Source organism: Halorubrum sp. Ea8 (assembly GCF_002252925.1).
GTDB lineage: Archaea > Halobacteriota > Halobacteria > Halobacteriales > Haloferacaceae > Halorubrum.
The window spans coordinates 1-6,049 of sequence record NZ_NHPF01000149.1; the positions used below are offsets into that span (position 1 = coordinate 1).

Below are 6,049 nucleotides of genomic sequence, written 5' to 3' on the forward strand. Positions count from 1 at the left end.
GGCGACCGCGCCGGCGACGCGGTCCACGGCCGCGAGGTGCGCAGTCGCCTGTTCGTCACCGTCGACGCGAACGGACAGATCCGCGTGCGACAGCCGTGAGCGCCGGCGGGCGCCCCGGCCTCCGATCCCCGGCGGTCACTCCTCCAGCCGCTCCGCGACGCCGACGAGCGTCGCGCCCGCGGTGACCGTCGACTCGCGGGCGATCGAGTAGACGATCCCGTCGCGGTCGGCCGTCGCGGTCTGCAGCGGCTCGAACGTCGTCGGGTCGTGGACGGCGCCGAGCCGCTCTCCGTCGACCACTTCGTCGCCGACGGCGAGGTCACGCTCCGGGGTGAACAGCCCCGACTCGGCGGCGTTCACGCGTCCGAGGTGGTTCCGCGCGACGGTGCCGTCCCACGGCTCGGGGTCGCCCGGGAGCAGCCCCTCCCGCCGGAGGACGCCGAGCGTCCCCTTCAACCCGGCGTCGACGGCCTCGGGGACGACCTCGCGGCTGTGCGCGAGCTCCGGCGTGATCGTGGGGATCCCCTCTCGGGTGGCGGCGACGCGGAGCTTGCCGGCGAAGCCGCGCTCGCTCCACTCCGCGTCCGCCTCGTCGCCCGCCGCCTCCGCGAGCAGGAGGTCGGTCCCGAACGCCTCCGCGAGCGACCGGCAGTCCTCGTCGCCGCGCATGTAGACGGTGTGCGTGAGCATCGCCGGCGACCCGGTGTGGAGGTCCACGATCGCGTCCGCCGCGCTCGCGAACGACCAGAGCCGGGCCGCCATGCGCTCGTGGAGCGTCCCCTCGTCGTCGCCGGGCCAACAGCGATTCATGTTCGAGTGGGTCGAGTCGAGCGGTTCCGGCGTGGTGTACGAGACGCGGTCGAAGGTGAGCGGGTCGGCGACGGGGACCGTCACGAGGGTGCCGTCGAGGGCGGCCGCGTCCGGAGCCCCGCCGGACCCGCCGGTCAGTCGCTCGTGGAGCCGCCGGAGGACCGCGGTGCCGTTCACCTCGCGGCCGTGCTGTGCGGCCTGCGCGTAGATCACGGGGCCGCCGTCGGCCGGGAGGTCGAGTTCGGGGCCGTCCGGGCCGTCGACGAGGCGGCCCTCGCCGTACGCGTGGACGGTCGTCCGGATCGGGACGCCCGAGGGGAGCCGCGCGAGGACGAGTTCGCTGGCGTCGTGCATATCGGGAGGTCGGGCCTGACGCGTTTATAAATCGGGGGCCGACGTTCCGGCGCGACCGACCACGGACGCTAAGTCGATGGGTCGCCGAGACGGAGCCGAGATGCGGGTCACGCTCCTCGGCACCGGCGACACGACCGGGACGCCGACCGTCGGCTGCGACTGCGACACCTGCGCCGCGGCGCGCGAGCGGGGGGTGTCGCGCTCGCGGTTCTCGGTCCACGTCGCAAACGAGCGCACCGGCGAGTCGCTGCTCGTCGACTTCAGTCCGGACTTCCGGAGCCAGTTCCTCGCTCACGACGTCAAATTGCCCGACGCCGGCATCGTGACGCACATCCACTTCGACCACCTCGACGGCCTCGGCAACGTCTACCGACTGGTCGACGGACTGCCGGTGCACGCGCCGAACGAGACCGACCCCGCCACCGACCGGAGCGTCGCCGAGACGATCCGCGAGAAGTACGACTACCTGGAAGACCGGATCGGCGTCCACGCCCGCGATCCGTTCGAGCCCTTCGAGACCTGCGGGTTCGAGGTCCGCTTCGTCCCGGTCGACCACCCGCCGCTGCTGTGTTACGGCGTCGTCATCGAGGACCCGGAGACGGGCGCGAAACTCTCGTTGACGGGCGACACGAGCTACGACGTGCCCGAGCGCTCCCGCGAGGCGCTCGCCGGCGCCGACCTCCTGCTGGCCGACGCCATCGTCCCCGCCTCGCTCTGCGAGTACCACCCGATCGGTGGGCGACACGAGGGGCCCGACGGCGTCCCGCGCACCTTCGGCACGAAGCACATGACCCGAGAGGGTGCGCTCGCGCTCGCCGAGGAGTTGGACGCCGACCGGACTCGGCTCGTCCACGTCGCGCACTACTACCCGCCCGACGAGGCGTTCGCGGAGCCGCTCGCGGTCGACGGCGAGACGTACGACCTCTGACGGGGCGCGTGCGGCGGCCGGGGCGCGGGGGCGACGCGACCGCACCGTTTTGTCTCGCTAGCACGTACCACGGCCGAGATGGGAGCGAGATCCCGACTCCGCGGCGCCCTCGACCGGCTGGAGCCGCCGCCGCGCGCGGTCGACTGGTCGCTGTTCGCGTTCGTGGCCGCGGAGGTCCTCACCGGGCTCGTCTCGTTCACCGTCGGCGTCCCCGATGGGTGGCCGCTGTTCTGGCTCCACCGCGCGCTCGGGGTCGGCATCGTCGCGCTGCTCGCGTGGAAGCTCGCGCGCGTCCGCCGCCGGCTCACGGACCCGAGCCTGTGGCAGCGGTCGACGGCGCTGTCGGTCCTGACGCTCGTCGCCGCGCTCGGCGCGCTCGCGACCGGCGTCGTCTGGGTGTTCGGAGTCGACGTGCGGCTCTCCTACTGGACGCTCCTCTCCGTCCACGTCGGCTTCGGGCTGGCCCTCCTCCCGCTCGTGGCCGCGCACGCCGCGACCCGGTTCCGGCTCCCGCGGCGGGTCGACTTCGAGCGCCGCCGGACCGCGGTTCGGTACACCGTCCTGCTGGCCGCCGGCGCCGCGACCTACCGGCTCCAGCAGGGCGTCAACGACCTGCTCGACACGGCCGGCGCGGACCGGCGGTTCACCGGGTCACAGCCCCGCGAGGGCGACGGGAACGGCGCGTTCCCGGTCACCTCGTGGGTCGCCGACGACCCCGATCCGATCGACCGGGACGGGTACCGACTGCGGGTCGAGGGACTCGTGAGCGACCCCGTCGACCTGACCGCGGCGGACCTCGCCGCCGACCACGACCGGGAGGCGCTGCTCGACTGCACCAGCGGCTGGTACACGGTGCAGGAGTGGGGCGGGATCCGCGTCGGCGACCTGCTCGACGCGGCCGGAGAACTCGACGGCGACGCGGCCTACGTCCGGTTCACGTCCGTCACGGGGTATCGCTGGAGCCTCCCGATAGAAGAGGCCGAAGACGCACTCCTCGCGACGCACGTCGGCGGCGAGCGACTGAGCCACGGCCACGGCGCGCCGGCCCGGCTCGTCGCTCCCGACCGGCGGGGGTTCCAGTGGGTGAAGTGGGTGACGCGCGTGGAGGTCAGGTCCGAGTACGACCTCGGTCAGTGGGTGGTGACGCTGGTGAGCGGGTTCGACTGAACGGCTCGCGCGGTCCGGGGGAAGCGCTACTCGTACTCGCTGCCGACGACCTCGCGGATTCGCTCCGCGGTCACCGGACCGACGCCGTCGACCTCCAAGAGGTCGTCCTCGGGCGCGGTCATCACGGCCTCGACGGTGCCGAAGTGTTCGAGGAGGGTCCGGGCCGTGACCGGACCGATGTCGGCGATGGAGGAGACGACGTACTCCTGCTGTTCCGCGCGGGTCTTCGTCGTCTTCTCGCCGTGGACGCTCACCTCGCGGTCGCGCGTCTCCTGCTCGCGCTTCGCGATCGTCGCGAGCAGCTCCGTGGTGTCGCCCTCGCCTTCGGTCCGGAGGACGCTCACGTCGAAGTCCACCGCGAGCGACGCGAGCGCGCCGCGGATCGCGTTGGGGTCGATGTCGCGCTGACCGTAGAGGTTCGTCCCCTCGACGACCATCACCGGTCGGGCGTACGCCCGCGAGAGCTCGCCGACCTGCTCGAACATCGAGCGGTCGGCGTCGAGCATCGAGTCGACGAAGTCGGCCGCCGACTTCCGCTCGACGGCGACGCGGTCGGAGAGCACGTAGTCGCCGACCGCGAGCGTCTCCAGCCGGGTGACGAGCCCGTCGCGCGTCGAGAGGTCCTTGGCGATGGAGGAGTCGAGCTCGCGCTGGTCGACGACGACCTCGACGCCTTCGTCGACGCCGGCGGTGGCGACGACGCCGTCGTCGGCGCTGCCGTCATCGGTGCTGTCGTCATCGGCGCCCGACTCCTCGGCGTCGCCCGCCTCGTCTCCGCCCGCCCGGGCCTCCGCGGCGAAGTCGGTGAGGCCGGCGTCGCCGGTGTCGCCGTCGGCCGCGTCACCCTCGGTCGCGTCGCCGTCGGCCGCGTCACCCTCGGTCGCGTCGCCGTCGGCCGTGTCACCCTCGGTCGCGGTGCCTTCGTCACCCGCGACGCCCGCGTCGGCACCGGCGTCATCGGCGCCGTCGGACCCCCCGGCGAACGCGTCGAGGCCCGCTTGTCCGTCGTCGCCGACGGTCTCCTCGATGTCGTCGGTGGCCTCCTTCAGCTCGGCGAGCTGGCTGGCCATCTTCTTCTCGCGGCGCCGCGAGATCCAGAAGAACGCCTCGTCGCGGGTGTCCTCGGCCATCAGGACGACCACCTTCCCCTCGGCCTGTCTCCCCGTCCGCCCCTTGCGCTGGATCGAGCGGATCGCGGTCGGGACGGGCTCGTAGAAGCAGACCAGGTCGACCTCGGGGACGTCGAGCCCCTCCTCGGCGACCGACGTGGAGACGAGCACCTCGAACGCGCCGGCCTTGAACTCGTCGAGGGTCTCCTGCTGCTGTTTCTGCGTCATCCCGTCGGAGCCCTCCTTGTCGCCCTGGCCGACGAACTTCCGCACGTCGAAGCTCGCGGAGAGGAACTCCACGAGCGCCTCCGCGGTGTCGCGGGACTCCGTGAACAGGATCGCGCGCTCGCCCTCGTTGATGCCGAGCGTCTCCGCGAGCAGGATCCGCGCCTTCGAGAACTTCGGGTGGAGCCCGTCGAACGACTCCGTCTTCCGCATCGCCTCCCGCACCTTGGGGTCCGCGACCATCCGCTGGCTCGCCTTCGAGGCGCCCGACGAGCGGGCGGCCTCGCGCTGGCGCTCGAAGTAGCGTCGGACGGACTCGACCGACTGGGTCTCGACCAGCTCGGTCGCGCGCCGGAGCTTCATCACCTCGGCGTGGGTACTCATCCCCTTGTACCCGTCCGACTGGTCGTTGTCCATCATCTTCTTCAGCTTCCCGCGCATCGCGTTGAGGTCCTTCTGCGAGAGGTCCGGGTTCGTCGTGTTCGTCACCCCGAGCGACTTCAGCTTCTCCAGCCGGTCGGTGATCACCTCGTTGAGGGCGTCCCGGATCTCGAGGACCTCGTCCGGGAGCGTCACCTGCTCCCACTGGACGTCGGTGTCGTGGGTGTACTCGTCGACGTCGGCGTCGTCCTCGGTCATCACCTCCACGTTCGAGAGCCCGAGGTTCTCGCAGACCGTCTCGATCTCCTCGGTGTCGCCGCCGGGCGAGGCCGACATCCCGGTGACCAGCGGGTCGGCCGCGTCGGCGTGGTACCGCTCCGCGATGTAGACGTACGCGTAGTCTCCGGTCGCGCGGTGGCACTCGTCGAAGGTCAGATGGGTCACGTCGCGCAGCGAGATCCGGTTGCCGACGAGGTCGTTCTCGACGACCTGCGGGGTCGCGATCACGATCCGGGCGTCCGCCCAGAGCGCGGCGCGGTCGTCCGGCTTCACGTCCCCGGTGAAGATGACGATCTCGTCGTCCGGGATCGAGAGCGCCTCGCGGTAGAAGTCGGCGTGCTGCTGGACGAGGGGTTTGGTGGGGGCTAAGAAGAGGGCCTTCCCGCCGGCCTCGTGGAGCCGCTCGGCGGTGACGAGCAGGCTGACCGTGGTCTTGCCGAGGCCGGTCGGGAGGCAGACGAGGGTGTGTTCGTCGGCCGCGGACGCCGCCAGCTGGAGCTGGTAGCGGCGCTCTTGAAGGAAGTCGTCGACGAGCAGGGGTCTGTCGATGCCGGCGGCCTCGGTCGCCATCGGCGACGCTTCGCCGCCGTCGGCCTAAAGCCTTCGCGAAGCGGGGTGAAAGTTATCGCTCGACGGAGCGCTCCTCTCGGTGCTCCTCGGGTACGTCTTCGTCGACCAGCTCGGCCCACTCGGCGAGCCGGTCTCCTGATGGTGTTTGCGCGCTCATCAGAAGACGGATCTCAGTGGGGCGTCTTAACAGTTACCCCGATTCCACAGGTGATGTTAAGTTAAGAAT

The 6,049-nt window shown here is 71.5% G+C and carries 4 protein-coding genes and 1 pseudogene; 3 read left to right on the top strand and 2 right to left on the bottom strand.

What is annotated here, in order from left to right; translation table 11 throughout:
* A pseudogene (locus tag DJ74_RS19775) lies at window positions 1-99 on the top strand (RNA polymerase subunit sigma-70); the annotation flags it as partial.
* Between the two features lie 36 nt (window positions 100-135).
* On the opposite strand, the gene DJ74_RS17150 reads toward DJ74_RS19775, so the two are convergent.
* Window positions 136-1,164 carry a succinylglutamate desuccinylase/aspartoacylase family protein gene (locus DJ74_RS17150; RefSeq protein ID WP_094528036.1) on the bottom strand — a complete coding sequence of 343 codons (1,029 nt, stop codon included), beginning with the start codon at window positions 1,162-1,164 and terminating at the stop codon, window positions 136-138.
* A gap of 100 nt (window positions 1,165-1,264) precedes the next feature.
* Between DJ74_RS17150 and DJ74_RS17155 the strand changes: the two genes are divergently transcribed.
* On the top strand, window positions 1,265-2,092 hold the full coding sequence (locus tag DJ74_RS17155; RefSeq protein ID WP_094523316.1) for an MBL fold metallo-hydrolase: 828 nt from the start codon (window positions 1,265-1,267) through the stop codon (window positions 2,090-2,092).
* Window positions 2,093-2,170: 78 nt separating this feature from the next.
* Window positions 2,171-3,259 carry a molybdopterin-dependent oxidoreductase gene (locus DJ74_RS17160; RefSeq protein ID WP_094528037.1) on the top strand — a complete coding sequence of 363 codons (1,089 nt, stop codon included), beginning with the start codon at window positions 2,171-2,173 and terminating at the stop codon, window positions 3,257-3,259.
* Between the two features lie 26 nt (window positions 3,260-3,285).
* Here the strand turns inward: DJ74_RS17160 and DJ74_RS17165 are convergent, their stop codons facing one another.
* A complete protein-coding gene (locus DJ74_RS17165) occupies window positions 3,286-5,823 on the bottom strand; it encodes a DEAD/DEAH box helicase (RefSeq protein WP_094528038.1) in 2,538 nt (845 codons plus the stop codon).
* Between the last annotated feature and the right edge of the window lie 226 nt (window positions 5,824-6,049).

Coding starts and splice junctions, on each gene's coding strand:
- DJ74_RS17150 (WP_094528036.1), bottom strand. CDS start 1,164: ATGCACGACGCCAGCGAACTCGTCCTCGCGCGGCTCCCCTCGGGCGTC.
- DJ74_RS17155 (WP_094523316.1), top strand. CDS start 1,265: ATGCGGGTCACGCTCCTCGGCACCGGCGACACGACCGGGACGCCGACC.
- DJ74_RS17160 (WP_094528037.1), top strand. CDS start 2,171: ATGGGAGCGAGATCCCGACTCCGCGGCGCCCTCGACCGGCTGGAGCCG.
- DJ74_RS17165 (WP_094528038.1), bottom strand. CDS start 5,823: ATGGCGACCGAGGCCGCCGGCATCGACAGACCCCTGCTCGTCGACGAC.